The 15322-nt window shown below is 71.8% G+C and carries 10 protein-coding genes and 4 pseudogenes; 11 read left to right on the forward strand and 3 right to left on the reverse strand.

The features are described 5' to 3' along the window. Positions 1-161: 161 nt before the first annotated feature. From HDC93_RS02210 to fdhD, 5 genes and pseudogenes are all read left to right on the forward strand, one after another. Positions 162-1134, forward strand: a pseudogene (locus tag HDC93_RS02210) (2-dehydropantoate 2-reductase). Beyond that, a pseudogene (locus HDC93_RS02215) lies at positions 1131-1805 on the forward strand (molybdopterin oxidoreductase family protein); the annotation flags it as partial. The pseudogenes HDC93_RS02210 and HDC93_RS02215, both read left to right, overlap by 4 nt. Next, a pseudogene (locus HDC93_RS02220) lies at positions 1804-3144 on the forward strand (NADH-quinone oxidoreductase subunit F); the annotation flags it as partial. The pseudogenes HDC93_RS02215 and HDC93_RS02220, both read left to right, overlap by 2 nt. Further along, a complete protein-coding gene (locus HDC93_RS02225; protein WP_185006583.1) occupies positions 3141-4001 on the forward strand; it encodes a 2Fe-2S iron-sulfur cluster-binding protein in 861 nt (286 codons plus the stop codon). The pseudogene HDC93_RS02220 and the gene HDC93_RS02225, both read left to right, overlap by 4 nt. A 7-nt stretch (positions 4002-4008) precedes the next feature. Next, complete coding sequence (fdhD, locus tag HDC93_RS02230; protein WP_185006585.1) at positions 4009-4857, forward strand: formate dehydrogenase accessory sulfurtransferase FdhD; 849 nt, start codon at positions 4009-4011, stop codon at positions 4855-4857. A gap of 198 nt (positions 4858-5055) precedes the next feature. Here fdhD and HDC93_RS02235 read toward each other — a convergent pair whose 3' ends face one another. After that, positions 5056-5493, reverse strand: a complete 438-nt coding sequence (locus tag HDC93_RS02235) for a MarR family winged helix-turn-helix transcriptional regulator (RefSeq protein ID WP_185006586.1) — start codon at positions 5491-5493, stop codon at positions 5056-5058. Positions 5494-5596: 103 nt separating this feature from the next. On the opposite strand from HDC93_RS02235, the gene HDC93_RS02240 reads away from it, so the two are divergent. From HDC93_RS02240 to HDC93_RS02250, 3 genes are all read left to right on the forward strand, one after another. After that, entirely contained in the window at positions 5597-6514 is a 918-nt protein-coding gene (locus tag HDC93_RS02240; protein WP_185006949.1) for a zinc-binding dehydrogenase, read from the forward strand. 140 nt (positions 6515-6654) lie between these two features. Continuing rightward, entirely contained in the window at positions 6655-8526 is a 1872-nt protein-coding gene (locus tag HDC93_RS02245; RefSeq protein WP_185006588.1) for a sialidase family protein, read from the forward strand. Positions 8527-8537: 11 nt separating this feature from the next. Then, positions 8538-9773: a DUF4185 domain-containing protein gene (locus HDC93_RS02250; protein ID WP_185006591.1), complete on the forward strand. Its 1236-nt coding sequence runs from the start codon at positions 8538-8540 to the stop codon at positions 9771-9773. On the opposite strand, the gene HDC93_RS02255 is transcribed toward HDC93_RS02250, so the two are convergent. Next, entirely contained in the window at positions 9709-10722 is a 1014-nt protein-coding gene (locus HDC93_RS02255) for a bile acid:sodium symporter family protein (protein WP_185006951.1), read from the reverse strand. The genes HDC93_RS02250 and HDC93_RS02255 overlap by 65 nt on opposite strands. A gap of 162 nt (positions 10723-10884) precedes the next feature. Between HDC93_RS02255 and HDC93_RS02260 the strand changes: the two genes are divergently transcribed. The 3 genes from HDC93_RS02260 (at position 10885) to HDC93_RS02270 (ending at position 14839) form a co-directional block, all read left to right on the forward strand. Then, positions 10885-11763, forward strand: a complete 879-nt coding sequence (locus tag HDC93_RS02260; protein WP_185006593.1) for a LysR substrate-binding domain-containing protein — start codon at positions 10885-10887, stop codon at positions 11761-11763. A gap of 300 nt (positions 11764-12063) precedes the next feature. Beyond that, a complete protein-coding gene (locus tag HDC93_RS02265; RefSeq protein WP_185006595.1) occupies positions 12064-13890 on the forward strand; it encodes a long-chain fatty acid--CoA ligase in 1827 nt (608 codons plus the stop codon). A gap of 73 nt (positions 13891-13963) precedes the next feature. Continuing rightward, a complete protein-coding gene (locus HDC93_RS02270; RefSeq protein WP_185006597.1) occupies positions 13964-14839 on the forward strand; it encodes an aldo/keto reductase in 876 nt (291 codons plus the stop codon). Between the two features lie 120 nt (positions 14840-14959). On the opposite strand, the pseudogene HDC93_RS38055 reads toward HDC93_RS02270, so the two are convergent. Further along, positions 14960-15190 (reverse strand): annotated as a pseudogene (locus HDC93_RS38055) (short-chain dehydrogenase); the annotation flags it as partial. Between the last annotated feature and the right edge of the window lie 132 nt (positions 15191-15322).

Consider the following 15322-nt stretch of genomic DNA (forward strand, 5'->3'; position numbering starts at 1 on the left):
GGCACGCGCCTAACGGTCGGCGCACGGACCCTTGCCGCCCCAATCTCCATACTGTAGACAATATTTCGTCGACACAAGCCGCCCGCGAGCCATACACGGACCGTGGGCGGCCGGACGGCAGCCACCTCCGCGGTATCCCTCAAACCGAACGGAGTGTTCCCGTGAAAGTCGCAGTTCTCGGCGCCGGTGCCATCGGCGCCTACGTCGGCGCCGCGCTCCACCGCGCGGGCGCCGAGGTGCATCTCATCGCCCGTGGACCGCATCTGGCGGCCATGAGGCAGCACGGAGTCCGGGTACGCAGCCCACGCGGCGACTTCACCGCGCACCCCCACGCCACCGACGACCCGGCCGAAGTCGGCCCGGTCGACCATGTCTTCCTGGGCCTGAAGGCCAACGCGTACGCGGCGTGCGGGCCGCTGATCGCGCCCTTGCTGCACGAGACGACGTCGGTCGTCGCGGCCCAGAACGGCATCCCCTGGTGGTACTTCCACCGGCACGGCGGGCCGTACGACGGCCATCGTGTCGAGAGTGTCGACCCGGACGGCGCGGTCAGTGCGGTGCTCGCGCCCGAACGGGCCGTCGGCTGTGTCGTCTACGCGGCGACCGAACTCGAAGGGCCGGGCGTCGTACGCCACTTGGAGGGCACGAGATTCTCCATCGGCGAACCGGACCGCAGCCGCTCCGCGCGCTGTCTCGCGTTCAGCGAGGCCATGCGGGCGGGCGGGCTGAAGTGTCCCGTCGAACCGGACCTGCGCAGCGACATCTGGGTCAAGCTGCTCGGCAACATCTCCTTCAACCCGATCAGCGCCCTGGCCCGCGCGACCATGCGGCAGATGTGCCTGCACGGCGGCACCCGCAAGGTCATCGAGATCATGATGACCGAGACGCTGGCGGTCGCCGAGGCCCTCGGCTGCGAGGTCGGCGTCTCCATCGAACGCCGGCTCGCCGGTGCCGAGCGGGTCGGCGACCACCGCACCTCCACGCTCCAGGATCTGGAGCGCGGCAAGCCGCTCGAACTCGACGTGCTGCTCGCGGCGGTCGTCGAACTGGCGGAGATCACCGGCGTGGAGGTGCCCACCCTGCCGCACCGTGCACGCCATCTCGGACCTGCTCGCGCTGAGGAGCGCCGCATGAGGAAACGCGACCGGACCCCCACGACCTACACCCGGCTCACCCACCCGCTCCTCCGTGACTCCCGCGACGAGCCGTTCCGGCAGGCCACCTGGGAGGAGGCCCTGGACCGGGCCGCCGCGGGCCTCGGGCGCAACCGCGACGCCTTCGGCATGTTCAGCTGCGCCCGCGCCACCAACGAGATGAACTACGTGGCGCAGAAGTTCGCCCGGGTCGTCATGGGCACCAACAACGTCGACTCCTGCAACCGCACCTGCCACGCCCCGAGCGTGGCGGGCCTGTCGGCGGCGTTCGGCTCGGGCGGCGGGACGTCGTCGTACGAGGAGATCGAGCACACCGACGTCATCGTGATGTGGGGCTCCAACGCCCGGTTCGCGCACCCGATCTTCTTCCAGCACGTGCTGAAGGGGATCCGGAACGGCGCCCGGATGTACGCGGTCGATCCGCGCCGGACGTCGACCGCCGAGTGGGCGGAGGGCTGGATGGGGCTCAACGTCGGCACGGACATCCCGATGGCGCACGCGATCGGCCGCGAGATCGTCCACGCGGGGCTCGCGAACGAGGCGTTCATCGAGCGGGCCACCACCGGCTTCGAGGAGTACAAGGCCCTGGTCGAGCCGTGGACGCTGTCCCTCGCCGAGAAGGTGACGGGCGTACCGGCCGCGGCGATCCGTCCGTACGGCCGTCTCGGCGCCGGCGACCGTCGAGGAGGCCGTGCTCGCCGCGTCCTCGCCCGGCTCCGCCTCCGCGCCCGAGGAGCCGCCGGCGGCGCTGGCGGTGCCCCAGGCGGGGCAGGACGGGCTGATGCTGCTGCACCGCGTCGGCGTGGTCGACCCGTCGTCCCTAAACGACTACCGCGCCCACGGCGGCTACACCGCTCTTCGCCGGGCCTTCGAGCTGGGTCCCGCCGGGGTCATCCGCGAGGTCACCGACTCGGGCCTGGTCGGGCGCGGCGGCGCCGCCTTCCCCACCGGCCGCAAGTGGCAGGCCACGGCGTCCCAGCCCGACCGTCCCCACTACCTCGTCTGCAACGCCGACGAGTCGGAGCCGGGCACCTTCAAGGACCGCGTCCTCATGGAAGGCGACCCGTACGCGCTCGTCGAGGCGATGACGATCGCGGGGTATGCGACCGGCGCCCACCGGGGCTACCTGTATCTGCGCGGCGAGTACCCGCGCGCCCTGCGTCTGCTGGAGCACGCGATCACGCAGACCCGTGCGCGCGGACTGCTCGGCGACGACGTCCTCGGGCAGGGCTACTCCTTCGACATCGAGATCCGGCGCGGCGCGGGCGCCTACATCTGCGGTGAGGAGACGGCCCTGTTCAACTCCATCGAGGGCTACCGGGGCGAGCCCCGCTCCAAGCCGCCGTTCCCGGTGGAGAAGGGCCTGTTCGGCAAGCCGACGGCCGAGAACAACGTCGAGACGCTGGTCAACGTCCTGCCGATCCTGACCATGGGCGCCCCGGCGTACGCGGCGATCGGCACGCCGCGCTCCACCGGCCCGAAGCTGTTCTGCGTGTCCGGGAGCGTGGAGCGGCCCGGCGTCTACGAGGTGCCGTTCGGCGCGACGCTGGGCGAGGTGCTCACGCTGGCCGGGGTGCGCGCGGGGCTGCGGGCGGTGCTGCTCGGCGGGGCGGCCGGCGGTTTTGTGCGGGCCGACGAGCTGGATGTTCCGCTCACCTTCGAAGGGACGCGGGAGGCGGGCACGACGCTGGGCTCGGGGGTCGTCATGGCCTTCGACGACAGCGTGCCCCTGCCCCGGCTGCTGCTGCGCATCGCGGAGTTCTTCCGCGACGAGTCGTGCGGGCAGTGCGTGCCCTGCCGGGTCGGGACGGTGCGGCAGGAGGAGGCACTGCACCGGATCGTGGAGCGCACGGGCGCCGACACCGCCGGGGACATCGCGCTGCTGCGGGAGGTCGGCCGCGCCATGCGGGACGCCTCGATCTGCGGTCTGGGGCAGACCGCGTGGAACGCCGTGGAATCCGCCATCGACCGTCTGGGGGCATACGAATGACCGTCACACCGCTGGGGATCCCGCGCCGCATGCTGGAGTTCACCATCGACGGCGAGGAGGCCCGGGTTCCCGAGGGCTCGACCATCCTGGACGCCTGCCGGGCGGCCGGGAAGGACATCCCGACCCTGTGCGAGGGCGACACCCTGCGCCCCAAGAACGCCTGCCGCGTCTGCGTCGTCGAGGTCGAGGGGGCCAGGACGCTGGTCCCGGCCTGCTCCCGCAAGGCCGAGCCGGGCATGGAGGTCCGCACGGACACCGAGCGCGCCCGGCACAGCCGCAAGGTCGTCCTGGAGCTGCTCGCGTCGTCGGTCGACCTGTCGACGACGCCGAAGATCGCCGGGTGGCTCAAGGAGTACGAGGCGAAGCCGGGCCGCTTCGGCCCGGACGCTGCCCGCCTCAACGAGGAGCCGAAGGTCGACAACGACCTGTATGTCAGGGATTACGACAAGTGCATCCTCTGCTACAAGTGTGTCGACACCTGTGGCGACCAGTGGCAGAACTCGTTCGCGATCTCGGTGGCCGGGCGCGGTTTCGACGCCCGGATCGCCGTGGAGCACGACGCGCCGCTGACCGACTCGGCGTGCGTGTACTGCGGGAACTGCATCGAGGTGTGCCCCACGGGCGCGCTCTCCTTCAAGTCCGAGTTCGACATGCGCGCGGCGGGTACCTGGGACGAGGCGCGGCAGACGGAGACGACCACGGTGTGCGCGTACTGCGGAGTGGGCTGCAACCTGACGCTGCACGTGCAGGACAATGAGATCGTGAAGGTCACCTCGCCGCACGACAATCCGGTGACCCACGGCAACCTCTGCATCAAGGGCCGCTTCGGCTACCAGCACGTACAGAACCGGGACTGATCAGGACATGGGACGAGTCACGGAACGACGCAAGGTGATCCGCATCCGGGACGGGGTGGTCTCCAGCCGCCCGGACACGCTCGTCGCCGAGGAGCCGATGGAGATCCGGCTCAACGGCAAGCCCCTGGCGATCACCATGCGCACCCCGGGCGACGACTTCGCGCTGGCGGCGGGATTCCTGGTGAGCGAGGGGGTGCTGGCGGGGCGGCAGGATCTGCAGAACATCGTCTACTGCGCCGGGGCGACGGCCGACGGTGCGAACACGTACAACGTGGTCGATGTGAAGACGGCCCCGGGCGTGGTCATCCCCGACATCACGCTGGAGCGCAACGTCTACACCACGTCCTCCTGCGGGCTGTGCGGCAAGGCGTCGCTGGACGCGGTGCGCACCACGGCCCGGTGGCCCATTGCCGACACTCCCCCGGTCCGGATCTCCCCCGAGCTGCTCGCGAGCCTCCCCGACCGGCTGCGCACGGCCCAGCGGGTCTTCGACCGGACCGGGGGCCTGCACGCGGCGGCCCTGTTCTCGGAAGAGGGCGAACTGCTGGACGTCCGGGAGGACGTGGGCCGGCACAACGCGGTCGACAAGCTGGTCGGCCGCGCCCTGCAGAACGGGGAGCTGCCGCTGTCCCGGACGGTCCTGCTCGTCTCGGGCCGGGCCTCCTTCGAGCTGGCGCAGAAGGCCGTGCTGGCGGGCATCCCCGTGCTGGCTGCGGTGTCGGCGCCGTCCTCGCTGGCGGTGGACCTGGCCGCCGAGGCGGGTCTGACACTGGTGGGCTTCCTGCGGGGCAGCTCCATGAACGTGTACGCGGGTGAGGACCGGATCGCTGTGCGGGCCGCGGCCGCCCAGGGCTGAGCAGGTCCTTCCCGCGCGACACGGCGGCGGGGCCCCGACCGGCGGGGAGCGCCCCCTGCGCCGCAGGGGCCCCGTCTCGGCCCGCCCGGGGCCCGTCCCGCCTGGGGTCGGTCGTCTCGGGGCCGCAGGGGCCCCGTCTCGGCCCGCCCGGGGCGTCCCGCCTGGTCGGCCGTCTCGGCCTGCCCCGGGGCGTCCCGCCTAGTCGGCCGTGGCGGATATCCGGAGCAGCATCGCCATGAACTGCTCCCGCTCGGCCGCGGACAGCGGGGCGAGCAGTTCGTCGTTGGCGGCGCGGGCCGCCTTCTCGCACCGCTTCAGCAGCCGTGCTCCCCGCTCCGTGAGGGACACCGCGTTCTTGCGGCGGTCCTTCGGGTCGGGCTCGCGGACCACCAGACCGGCCGACTGGAGGTCGTTGAGCACGCCGACCAGGTCCTTGGGGTCCAGCCGGACCCCGCGGCCGAGGTCGGCCTGGGCGACGGGTGCGAGGTCGCGGACGGCTGACAGCACCACGTGGTGCCACATCCGCATGTCCTCCCCGGCCAGCGCCTCGGCCACCAGGGCCCGGCCGCGGGCGGCTGCGCGGCCGAGCAGCCAGCTGGGCAGGGAGCGGATCGCGGGGAGGGGGGCTTCCGACATGGGCGCAGCCTAACCACAAAATCGTTGGTTCTTCCCATGATCCTCCTATACCGTTGGGCCTCCCCATGAATTTATGGGGATCACCAACGACCCCGGAGGTGCGATGCGCCGCGTCCGCTACGAATCCCGAGGCGGCCCCCTGTTCGTGGAGGAGGCACCGCTCCCCCGGCCCGGCCCCGGAGAGCTCCTCGTGCGCGCGGAGGCGATCGGCGTGACACTCCCGGTCGTCCGCAAGGTCACCGAGGCGGACGAACCCGTCCCGCTCGGCGGGGAGATCGCCGGCGAGGTCGTGGCCGTCGGCGAGGGCGTCTCGGACTTCGGCACCGGCGACCGGGTGACCGGGCTCTGCTTCGGCCACGGCTACGCCGACTTCGCGCTGCTGCACGAGGCCATGGCTTCTCCGGTCCCGGCGGACGCGAGCGCCGTCGACGCGGTCGCCCTGGTCCGCAGCGGACTGGTCGCCCTCGGCGCCCTGGAGGCAGCCCGCCCCGAGCCGGGCGAGGCGGCCCTGGTCACCGCGGCCGCGAGCGGCGTCGGCCACCTGGCCCTGCAACTGGCCAGGACGCGCGGTGCCGGACGGGTCGTGGGAGCCGTCTCCGACCCTGCCAAGGCCGACTTCGTCCGGGGCCTCGGCGCCGACCACGTCATCACCTACGGCGACACCGGCTGGGGCACGCCGGTCGACTACGTCCTGGACGCGGTCGGCGGCGAGCTGCTCACCCCGGCCCTGCACGCGCTCGTCCCCGAGGGGCGGCTGGTGGCGTACAGCTCGGGCGGCGGCACCATCCAGGCGTACGACCTGCTCGTGGGCGCCAAGACGGTGATCGGGTTCCAGATGGCCCGTATCGCCCGCGGGAAGCCGGAGTTGTGCGATCAGTGGCGCGAGGAACTGTGGCGGTTGTTCGCCGCGGGAGAGCTCAGACCGGTCGCGCACGGGGAGTTCGCCCTGGAGGACGCGGCCAAGGCGCACGGGGAGATCGAGGGGCGGTCCAACCTGGGCAAGGTCGTCCTGATCCCCTGACGCACGCTTCTTGTGGGGGGTCTGAGAACCCAAGTACCGTCTGTGGCCCACACATTGGACGTGGGATGTCCGGATGACCGGATGTCTTCTCCCATGCCCCGGTGGTCCAGCCGACAGACGCATGAAGGGCAGGTCGCACCATGCCGTCAAGTCTTCGCGCACGTCTGAGATCCACCCTGACAGCCGCCGTCGCCGCCGGGGTGCTGCTCGCGCCCACTGCCCCGGTGCACAGCCAACCCGTGGCCGCCTTGACGGAGTTCCACCAGCAGGTGCTCTTCAAGGCGTCCCAGGATCCGGGCTACGCCTGCTTCCGGATCCCCGCGATCGTGCGCACCACCAGCGGCACGCTGCTGGCGTTCGCCGAGGGCCGCGTCCTCAACTGCGGTGACGCGGCCGACATCGACATCGTCGTCAAGCGTTCCACCGACGGCGGCCGCACCTGGGGGCCGCTCCAGGTCGTCACCGAGGGCGCGGGCGACACCCACGGCAACCCGGCGCCGGTCGTGGACCGCGGCACGGGCCGGATCCTGCTGGCCGAGACGTACAACACCGGCCGTACGGACGCCGGCAACTGCACCGTCCCCTGCGACCGCACCCCGCACCTGCAGTACAGCGACGACGACGGCCGCACCTGGTCTGAGCCGCGCGATCTGAGCCACGAGATCCTGCCCGAGCACTGGAACTCCTGGTACGCGACCGGTCCCGTGCACGGCATCCAGCTGACCCGCGGCAAACACGCCGGGCGGCTGGTGTTCGGCGTCAACACCGAGACGTGGAACGGCAGCCGGGTCTCCGCCAACCACGCGGCGCTCGTCGTCAGCGACGACGGCGGCGACTCCTGGCGCGTCGGCGCCACGGACACCTGGCCCATAGGGCAGGACGGCGTGTTCCGGCAGAAGCCGTCCGAGGTGACGCTCACCGAACGCGCCGACGGCGCCCTGCTCGTCAGCGGACGGGAGCAGGACGGCACCGACCTGGGCCACCGCTCCCAGACCGTCAGCACGGACGGCGGCGACAGCTTCGCCACCCCGTTCCGCGACCTCCCCGACCTGTACACACCGCAGGTCCAGGGCGCGACCCTGCGCCTCGGCGACCGGATGCTGCTGTCCGCTCCGGCCGACCCCGACCGCCGCCGCACGATGATGATCCGCTCCTCCTACGACGGCGGGCGCACCTGGGAGAGCGTGGACCGGGGCACGGTCGTCACCACGGACTGGTCCGGCTACTCCGACATGGCGGCCGTGGGCGGCGGGGCGGTGGGCCTGCTGTACGAGGGCGGCGCGGTCGACGCGCGCGACGAGATCCGCTTCGCCCGCTTCACCGAGGACTGGCTCAAGCCGCGCCGGGGCGCCGACCCGACCACGCGCGACGCGGCGGCGGGCGCCAAGCCCGCGGCGGTGCTCGGCGGCGCCGGGCGCACGGCCGGTGTCCGCGGCGGTGCGCTGTCCTTCGACGGCACCGACGACGCCGTACGGCTGCCCTACCGCTCCCGGCTCCCGCTCGGCGAAGGGGACTTCACGGCCTCGCTGCACTTCCGCTACACGGCCACGACCGGCGAACAGCCCTTCCTGTGGATGGGCGGCATCGGCACCACCCAGCCGCAGATCTGGCTTCGGGGCGAACCGGCGAGCAACCGCGTCCGGGGGCTGATCACCACCCGGTCCGGCGCGACGACCGTCAGGTCCGCGTCGGTGTCGACCGACGGCGCCCACAACGACGGCCGCTGGCACCATCTGGCCCTGCGCCGCGGCGCAGGGCGGTTGACGCTCTTCCTCGACGGCGAGGCGACCGGCACCGCGGATGTGCCGGGCTCGGTCAGCCGCAACTCCCCGTTCGGCGTGCACATCGGCCAGCGCATGGACAGCCGGGCGTTCCTCACGGGGGCGATCGACGACGTCCGGGTGTGGAACCGGGCCCTGAGCGACGAGGAGTTGGCCTCCGGCGCGTCGGGCGCGGCCTCCCGGGGCACCGTGCTGTGGCTCCCCATGGACCAGGTGAGCGGCAGCAACTAACGTCACGGAACGTGCCCGACGACTCAGGAGCAGCACGAGCACGACAGCGCACGGGAACCGGGATCGGCCTGCTGCTGGTCCTGGTTCTCGGCGCCGCACTGCTCATCGCCCTGCCCGACGACCACGGTTCGGGCGACGACGCCTGTCAGGGGCTCACCGTCGGCTCCTGGACGGCGGACGACGGCCTCACCGCCGAGTTCGCCCGCTACGGCGACGACGCGGGCCGCACGGACGACTGGACCGGCGGCGACGGCACCCACTCGGTGCGGCTGCCGGACGGCCGGGTGCTGTGGCTGTTCTCGGACACCTATCTGGGCCGGGTGTACGGCCCGCCCAACCCGTACGGCGAGTCCTACGCCTGGCGGGACGCCGGCACGCCGCTGGTGCGCAACTCGGCGGTGCTGATGCGCGACGGCCGGCTCGGCACCACCCTGCCCGCCCCGCTGTTCGCCGACCCGGCACCGAACCGGTGGCGCTGGCCGGTCGCCGCCCGCGTCGAACCCCGCTCCCCCGGCTCCTCGGAACAGGTCGTCCGGGTGCTGCTGTGGGTGCGCACGGCAGGACAGGCCCCCTGGATCTACGGCGTGCCCACCGCCACCGAGGTCGCCACGCTGTCGCTGCCCGGCCTGCGTCTGGAGTCGATCGTCGAGGTACTCGGCCAGCAGCTGGTCCCCGACCCGTCCCGGCGGGTGCTGTTCGGGACGACGCTGGTCGAGGAGGACGGCTGGACCTATGTGTTCGGCGGCGACGACGGCCGGGCCGCCTCCCGGCCCGCCTCGCACGCGTATGCGGCCCGCGTGCCGGAGGGCGCGCTCGGTGATCCGTCGGCCTGGCAGTACTGGAGCGGTTCGGCGTGGGTGCCCGGCGCCCACCCCCGGCCGGTGCTCGGCGACGGGCGGCGCAAGGGCGTGGGCAGCGCGTTCTCGGTGGTCCGGGAGGACGGCACGTTCGTGCTGTTCACGATGGCCGCCGGCCCGAAGGGGCTGACCACCGTCGCGTCCTACTGGGCCTGCTCGCCCGCCGGGCCGTGGCACGGTCCGGCGAAGGAGTTCAGCCCGCCGCTGCCCCAGGGGCAGGTCGCCGCCTACAACCCGCAGGCGCATCCGGTACTGAGCGGCGACGGGCGGCTCGTGCTGAGCTACGACGTCAACTGGCTGGAGACGACGGGCGCCGCAGCGCAGCTCAGCCGGAACGTGTCCCTGTACCGACCACGGTTCGTGTCGTTGCGACTGACTGCGGCCCGGTGACCTCCGCCGCCGCTTCCCGGGCGCGCCGCTTGGCGATCACCGCGCACACGATCAGCTGCATCTGGTGGAAGAGCATCAGAGGCAGTACGGCGAGCGCCGCCTGCGCGCCGAACAGGACGCTCGCCATGGGCAGCCCGGCGGCCAGGGACTTCTTCGAGCCGGCGAACTGGATCGCGATCCGGTCCGCCCGGGCGAAGCGCAGCGCCTTGCCGCCGTACCAGGTCAGCAGCAACATCACGGCGAGGATCACGGCCTCGACGACGACCAGGCCGCCGAGCCGGGCGGGGCTGACCTGGCGCCAGATGCCCTGGACCACGCCCGCACTGAACGCGGTGTAGACGACGAGCAGGATCGAGCCGCGGTCCACCAGCCCGAGGACCCGCTTGTGGCCGGTGACGAAACCACCGATCCAGCGGCGCAGCAGCTGCCCGGCGAGGAACGGCACCAGCAGTTGCAGCACGATCTTCAGCAGTGAATCGGCGGAGAATCCGCCGCCGTTGCCGCCGAGCAGCGAGGCCGCGAGCAGCGGGGTGGCGACGATGCCGACGAGGGAGGAGAAGGAGCCCGCGCAGATCGCGGCGGGCACGTTGCCGCGCGCCATCGAGGTGAAGGCGATCGACGACTGCACGGTCGACGGGACGAGCGTGAGGAAGAGCAGGCCCTGGTAGAGCGGGTGCGTCAGAATCACCGGCACGAGCCCGCGGGCCGCCAGCCCGAGCAGCGGGAACAGGAGGAAGGTGCAGGCCAGGACGGTGACGTGGAGCCGCCAGTGGCGCAGTCCGTCGAGCGCCTCACGGGTGGACAGCCGGGCGCCGTAGAGGAAGAAGAGGAGGGCGACCGCCGCCGTGGAGGCACCGGAGGCGACCTCCGCGGCCGACCCGCGTGCCGGGAACAGCGCGGCGAGGCCCACCGTCCCGAGGAGCAGCAGGATGTAGGGGTCGAGCGGCATCCAGCTCGGCCAGCGCAGGCGTTTCACGGTGCTCCACTTGCTTGGTACTCCGGTCGGTCCGGGGCCGCGGCGGGCCCCCGTCCATCCTGCTCCCCGCTCCGGCGATCGGGAATCCCGTATACGGCTCTCACTGTCATCGCGCTTCGCGATAACGTGGGGGGCATGTACGACCCGTCCCATCTGCGCACCTTCCTGTCGGTGGCGCAGACGCTGAGCTTCACGCAGGCCGCGCGGCGGCTCGGGCTGCGGCAGTCGACGGTCAGCCAGCACGTGCGGCGGCTGGAGGACGCCGCCGGGCGCACGCTGTTCACCCGGGACACGCACTCGGTGGAGCTGACGGAGGACGGCGAGGCCATGCTCGGCTTCGCGCGCCGGATCCTGGAGGTGCACGAGCAGGCGGCGGCGTTCTTCACGGGTACCCGGCTGCGCGGCCGGCTGCGCTTCGGCGCCTCGGAGGACTTCGTGCTGACCCGGCTGCCCGAGATCCTGGAGGGCTTCCGGCACGAGCATCCGGAGGTCGACCTGGAACTGACGGTCGAGCTGTCGGGCACGCTGCACGAGCAGCTGGCCGCCGGGAAGCTGGACCTCGTCCTGGCCAAGCGGCGCCCCGAGGACCCGCGGGGCGAGCTGGTCCGGCACGACCGGCTGGTGTGGATCGGCGCCGAGCGGCTCCGGCTCGACCCGGACCGCCCGGTGCCGCTCATCGTCTACCCGCCGCCGGGCATCACCCGCGCGCTCGCCCTGGAGGCCCTGGAGCGGCAGGGCCGGGACTGGCGCGTGGTGTGCACCAGCGGGAGCCTGAACGGTCTGGTCGCGGCGGCCCGGGCCGGTCTCGGGGTGATGGCCCACTCCCGGGGCCTCATCCCGCCGGGACTGGTCCGGGTCCCGGACCGGGCGGGGCTGCCGGAGCTGGGGCAGGTCGACTTCGTTCTGGTCCACGGCCGGCGCCGGCCCTCCGCCCAGGGCGCGGCGGACGCCCTGGCGGCGGCGATCGGTGCAGGTGGGGACCGTCTGCGCCGCAGCGAGCGCAAGGGGCTGTAAGGAAACGGAGTGACAGAATCCGCCACCGTCCCGCTGACAGAGGAGACCCCGCTCGACGACGCGTCGCGCCGCACCTGGACTCGTACAGATTCGGTGGAGATTACGGCACCGAAACGTACTCAACCGTCAGGATTGTGTCCGACCCTTCCCCGTGTGAGCGCTTTTTCCCTGGCTGACCAGCGCATACGAAAGGGCTGCTCGCCTTCGTACCCCCTCCCGCCCCCTGGCCGCTTGGGGTAGCTTTCACGGCGCTGTGCGGGGCGTCACTCGACTGAAGCGCTGAGGAGCGGGGAGCGGGGTTTGCGCGAGTTTTCCAACCCTCCGTTGGCGTTGGCACCTCCGGTGGGCGGTCTGGCCGACGTGGTCTTCCAGCATGCCCAGGAGGACCCGCTGCACATCGCGCTGGGCCGCAAGGACGACGAGGGGCAGTGGCGGGATGTCACGGCCGCCGAGTTCCGCGACGAGGTGCTCGCCCTGGCCAAGGGTCTGCTGGCGAGCGGCATCCGGTTCGGCGACCGGGTCGCGATCATGTCCCGCACCCGCTACGAGTGGACCCTCTTCGACTACGCGCTGTGGACGATCGGTGCCCAGGTCGTGCCGGTCTACCCGACGTCGTCGGCCGAGCAGTGCTTCTGGATGCTGTACGACGCCGAGGTGACGGCCGCGGTCGTGGAGCACGAGGACCACGCCATGACGATCGCCACCGTCATCGACCGGCTGCCCCAGCTGCGCCGCCTGTGGCAGCTCGACTCCGGGACCGTGCACGAGCTGTACGACGCGGGCGCGCATCTCGACGACGAGGTGGTGCACCGCCACCGGCAGGCCGTCACACCCGACTCGGTCGCCACGATCATCTACACCTCGGGCACCACCGGCCGCCCCAAAGGCTGCGTCATCACCCACGGCAACTTCATGTACGAGGCGGACACCGTCATCGAGCGCTGGGAGCCGGTGTTCCACTCCAAGCGCGGCGACGAGGCGGCGACCCTGCTGTTCCTGCCGCTCGCGCATGTCTTCGGGCGCATGGTCCAGGTCGCCGGCATTCGCGGCAAGGTGAAGTTCGGCCATCAGCCGCAGCTGAACGCGGCGGCCCTGCTGCCGGACCTGGCCGCGTTCAAGCCGACGTTCTTCCTGGCCGTGCCGTACATCTTCGAGAAGGTGTTCAACGCGGCCCGCCGCAAGGCCGAGAAGGAGGGCCGCTCCGGCCCCTTCGAGAAGGCCGTCGACATCGCCATCAGGTACGCGGACGCGATGGAGGCCAAGGCCTGGGGCACCGGCCCCGGCCCGTCGGCGGGCCTGCGGATGCAGCACCAGCTGTTCGACAAGCTCGTCTACACCAAGATCCGCTCCGCGATGGGCGGCCGCATCAAGCACGCCATGTCCGGCGGCTCGGCGATGGACCGCCGGCTCGGACTGTTCTTCGCCGGGGCGGGCGTGCACATCTACGAGGGGTACGGCCTGACGGAGACCACCGCCGCCGCGACCGCCAACCCGCCCGGGCGCACCCGCTTCGGCACGGTCGGGCAGCCCATTCCCGGCATGACCGTGCACATCGCGGACGACGGCGAGATCTGGCTGCACGGCGCGAACGTCTTCCAGGGGTACCTCAACAACCAGAAGGCCACCGACGCGACCCTGCACGACGGCTGGCTCGCCACGGGCGACCTCGGCGCGCTGGACGAGGACGGCTTCCTCACCATCACCGGCCGCAAGAAGGAGATCCTGGTCACATCCGGCGGCAAGAGTGTGTCGCCCGGTGTGCTGGAGGAACGCGTCCGGGACCACCCGCTGGTCAACCAGTGCATCCTCGTGGGCAACGACCGCCCGTACATCGCCGCCCTGGTCACCCTCGACCAGGAGGCCGTGGCGCACTGGCTGGCCATGCGGGCCAAGCCGCAGATGTCCCCCGCGGAGCTGGTGCGCGACGCGGATCTGGAGACGGAGGTGCGCCGCGCGGTGGTCGCCGCCAACACCCTCGTCTCGCAGGCCGAGTCGATCCGCACCTTCCGGATACTCGCCCAGCCGTTCACCGAGGAGCACGGGCTGCTGACCCCGTCCCTGAAGCTGAAGCGGAAGGCGATCGAGAAGGCGTACGAGAACGAGGTCGAAGCGCTCTACCGGGCGTGACGTCCGCCTCGCGGGGCAGATGTGGCTCAGGAATCTCCCGTCAGGAATGCATCACCGCCCGTGATCGTTGACGATGGGTAGTACACCTGACCACTTACCGAAGGATCGAGAGCTCGTGAGCAAGGTCCCCCCGATCATCCTGAACAACGGCGTCGAGATGCCCCAGCTGGGCTTCGGCGTCTGGCAGGTGCCGGACGACGAGGCCGAGACGGCCGTCGCGACGGCGCTGGAGGCCGGGTACCGCAGCATCGACACAGCGGCGATCTACGGCAACGAGGAGGGCACAGGCAAGGCCATCGCCGGCTCCGGCGTCCCCCGCGAGGAGCTCTTCGTCACCACGAAGCTCTGGAACGCCGACCAGGGGTACGACTCCACGCTGCGCGCCTTCGACACGTCGCTGGAGAAGCTCGGCCTGGACTTCGTCGATCTGTACCTGATCCACTGGCCGACGCCGGAGCGCGGTCTGTACGTCGACACCTACAAGGCGTTCGAGAAGCTGCACGCCGACGGCCGGATCCGTGCCATCGGCGTCTCCAACTTCCTTCCCGAGCACCTGCAGAAGCTGATCGGTGAGACGTCGGTCGTCCCGGCGGTGAACCAGATCGAGCTGCACCCGCATCTGCAGCAGGGCGCCTCCCGCGCGTACCACTCGGAGCAGGGCATCGCCACGGAGGCCTGGTCGCCGCTCGGCCAGGGCAAGGGACTGCTGGAGGTCCCGGCGATCGTCGCCATCGCCCGCAAGCACGAGCGCACCCCGGCCCAGGTCGTGCTGCGCTGGCACATCCAGCTGGGCAACGTGGTGATCCCGAAGTCCGTGACGCCGTCGCGGATCAAGGAGAACATCGAGGTCTTCGACTTCAGCCTCGACGACGAGGACCTTGCCGCGATCAGCGCCCTGAACGAGGACCGCCGCATCGGCCCGGACCCGGCGGAGTTCAACGGCGCCTGAGCCGTACCGGCGGCGCCCGGGTCCGGAGTCCCGCACAGCGCCGGAGCACCGACAGCGCCCCGGCCCGGGCCCCCTTCGTGGGGCCCGGGCCGGGGCGCTGTCGTTTCCGCCGTCTCGGACCGGCCGGCCCCCCGACCGTATGACGACGGTTGACATCGACACCGGCCGGCTGGCGGATCGCCCGGACCACCGGGTCGGCGATCCCGCCCGGCCGTGAGGAGATGGCCGGGCGGGAGGCTGCCGTAGGAGTCCCAGAAGGGGGTCTCCGTCCCTCCCGGCGCGACCAGGGTGACGCCCACGGCCCCACTCGGTCACCTGCCGCCGGGTGTTCTCGGTGAGCCCGGTCACGGCCCTTCCCCACTTTCGGCTGCGCTCGAGCGGGCGGTGCCCCCCATCGTGGCCCCGTCGAGGTTGGACATGGATTCCCCCTGTGCTGTCGGCCGGTGTGCGCTGCCGGGGAGTCCATCAGTTGAAGCGCTCTCG

Origin of the sequence: Streptomyces sp. AK010, assembly GCF_014207295.1 — a bacterium.
GTDB classification, from domain to species: domain Bacteria; phylum Actinomycetota; class Actinomycetes; order Streptomycetales; family Streptomycetaceae; genus Streptomyces; species Streptomyces massasporeus.

What these genes read in the sequence shown, in the direction of transcription:
- HDC93_RS02260 (WP_185006593.1), top strand. Translation starts at nt 10,885, where the DNA reads ATGTACGACCCGTCCCATCTGCGCACCTTCCTGTCGGTGGCGCAGACG.
- HDC93_RS02245 (WP_185006588.1), top strand. Translation starts at nt 6,655, where the DNA reads ATGCCGTCAAGTCTTCGCGCACGTCTGAGATCCACCCTGACAGCCGCC.
- HDC93_RS02255 (WP_185006951.1), bottom strand. Translation starts at nt 10,722, where the DNA reads ATGCCGCTCGACCCCTACATCCTGCTGCTCCTCGGGACGGTGGGCCTC.
- HDC93_RS02240 (WP_185006949.1), top strand. Translation starts at nt 5,597, where the DNA reads ATGCGCCGCGTCCGCTACGAATCCCGAGGCGGCCCCCTGTTCGTGGAG.
- HDC93_RS02235 (WP_185006586.1), bottom strand. Translation starts at nt 5,493, where the DNA reads ATGTCGGAAGCCCCCCTCCCCGCGATCCGCTCCCTGCCCAGCTGGCTG.
- HDC93_RS02270 (WP_185006597.1), top strand. Translation starts at nt 13,964, where the DNA reads ATGGGTAGTACACCTGACCACTTACCGAAGGATCGAGAGCTCGTGAGC.
- fdhD (WP_185006585.1), top strand. Translation starts at nt 4,009, where the DNA reads ATGGGACGAGTCACGGAACGACGCAAGGTGATCCGCATCCGGGACGGG.
- HDC93_RS02225 (WP_185006583.1), top strand. Translation starts at nt 3,141, where the DNA reads ATGACCGTCACACCGCTGGGGATCCCGCGCCGCATGCTGGAGTTCACC.